Below are 2,113 nucleotides of genomic sequence, written 5' to 3' on the forward strand. Positions count from 1 at the left end.
CGTCGGTGCGACGGTGGGCGCGGTGGCTGCGACCGAGCTCGTATGGCTCGAAACCGGTGATATCGGCAACGACAATGGTGAGGATGACGATTATGATGAGAACGAAGAAGGTTCTGATAGCGCGCGCCCCAACAGCAGCAGCGCACGTGCGGCTGCGATGCGGCTGCTGCTAGCCTCTCCGACGCCGCTGCAGCTGCTCACAGTTGCGCGCATCACGCAGGCTGCGTCGCTGCTGCACTGCTACGCGAACGACAGCGCCGCTGAGTGCTCAGGCGCGGACAGGCGTGCTATGAATGCGGCGGCTTCTGCGCTGGGCGGGGTGGCTGCATGCGAGCTCACAATGTCCCCTTCACATGCGGACTCTGACCCGCAGCCGCAAGTGCAGCAAGCGCAGAGCAGCAACGGCAGCGGCAGCAATGCCCCTGCGGCGGCGCTTGCCCGCTTCACGGCGCTTGCTGCGTTTGCCTCTGCAGCAGACGCCGCCGCGCCTCACTCAGCAGCGTCTCACGACCCCTCGCACTCCGCCGCAGCGGCGCCGCAGCAGCCGTGGCTTACGACGCTGCCGTCATCGCTGTTCGCGGAGCCGCGCACCCCTGCCGCCGCCGCGCTGGCTGTCGCCACTGCGGACTCGGGCGCGCTGGCGCAGAGTCTCGCCCGCCTCCCGCTGCCGCTAGTGGCGGTGGGCGCCCTCCGCGCTCTCGCCACCGCGGACTCGACCAACGGCGACGACTGCGACAGCTGCGGTGGCGGCCTGACTTTGGTGCAGCGCATACTCGCCCTCACGGCGCCCGGCACGCTTTCTGCCACTGCGGCAGACGGGGCCAGCGTCGCCGCCGTGGCTCGCTCCGCGCTCGAGGAGGCTGCGGCGCTGCTTCATAGCGAGGACAATAGTAAAGAGACGGGGGACCGGTTGCGCGAGCAATACGCGCAGCTCCGCGCTCTTGTCGCCGCCACTGCAACGACGGCTTCTCCTGCAAGCGCCAACAAGGCGACCGGCAACCGTGCGCTCGCCCCCGCGTCCGTCGCCGCGGTCGCCACTGCCGTCACTTCACTCGCCGCCGCCGCAGCCGCAGATGCGCCGTCTCTGCTTGCTGCACCCGAGCTCGAAGAGTACGCGCTCATCTACCTTGCATGTGCTCAACCGGCCTCGCTCGCCACTCCTTCGACCAGCGCCAATGGCGCGCCGAACACCGGTGCGGCGTCGTTTGTGACAGTGGTCGCGGCCGAGACTCCCGCCTCTTCATTATGGGGCACCGGCGGTCTGGGCGAAGCCGTGGGCTCCGCGCTCGACGCCGCCGTCGGGAGCGCGCTGCGTTTGGCCACAGGCTCTGCCAACAACGCCGCTGCCGCTGGCGGTGTCACTGCAGTGACCCCTCGTGACGTCGGTGCTGCGGGCCAAAGCGGACTGCGCAAGGGCGGCGGCAACCCCAACAATAGCAGCGCGGGCGGCGACGCACTGGATACAATTGCTCGAGGCGCGCTTGCTGCGTGGAGGGCAACCATGGTCGACGACGACGATGACAACGAAGACGAAGACGAAGATGCTGCTTATGACGACGGCAATGAGCTTTACGGTGACGCCGAGGCACGGCGTAAGGGCACGTCGCCATCGAACAGCAACGTATTGCTGCCGCCTATTCCGCCCGCCCCACTCCTTTGCCCGTGGCCGTGGCTTCCCGTCCGCGCCAACCAGGTCGGCAACGGCGACGGCACCGGCGACGATTACGATGACGTGGCGGCAGCCGAAGACGTGTGCGCAGTCGCCGCTGTGCTTGCGGACGCTGATGCCACCTCTGAGAGGGTGCTGAAGCAACTATATGCGCTTCCCACATCGATCATCACAAAGTACGCTCAAGCACCGACAGGCGCTGTTGTGGAATATGACAACGGCGACGACTACGACGACGACAACAGCGCTGTTTTGTTGTCGTGGATTGCGCCCATGAGGGCGCATGTGGCCGCTGCTGCCGCTCGCACTGCTGCGTCCGTGTCCGCTATGAGTAGTGCGAGCCCTAACGCATTGATCGTCAGTGGTGGCGGCAAGGCGACTGTGAACCGGTGGGCAGAGTCTGTTGCATCGCGTGTGTCTCTCTTAGCACACGCAATGCTCTCG

Annotated in this window: 1 protein-coding gene; it reads left to right on the forward strand. The window is 66.7% G+C overall.

Annotated elements, in window-relative coordinates; genetic code table 11:
• Positions 1-22: 22 nt before the first annotated feature.
• Positions 23-2,113: hypothetical protein (locus BGN98_RS14810; RefSeq protein ID WP_502687818.1), on the forward strand; the 2,091-nt coding region annotated here is incomplete at its 3' end.

The sequence above is a fragment of the Microbacterium sp. 69-7 genome (assembly GCF_001897985.1).
GTDB classification, from domain to species: Bacteria; Actinomycetota; Actinomycetes; order Actinomycetales; family Microbacteriaceae; genus Microbacterium; species Microbacterium laevaniformans.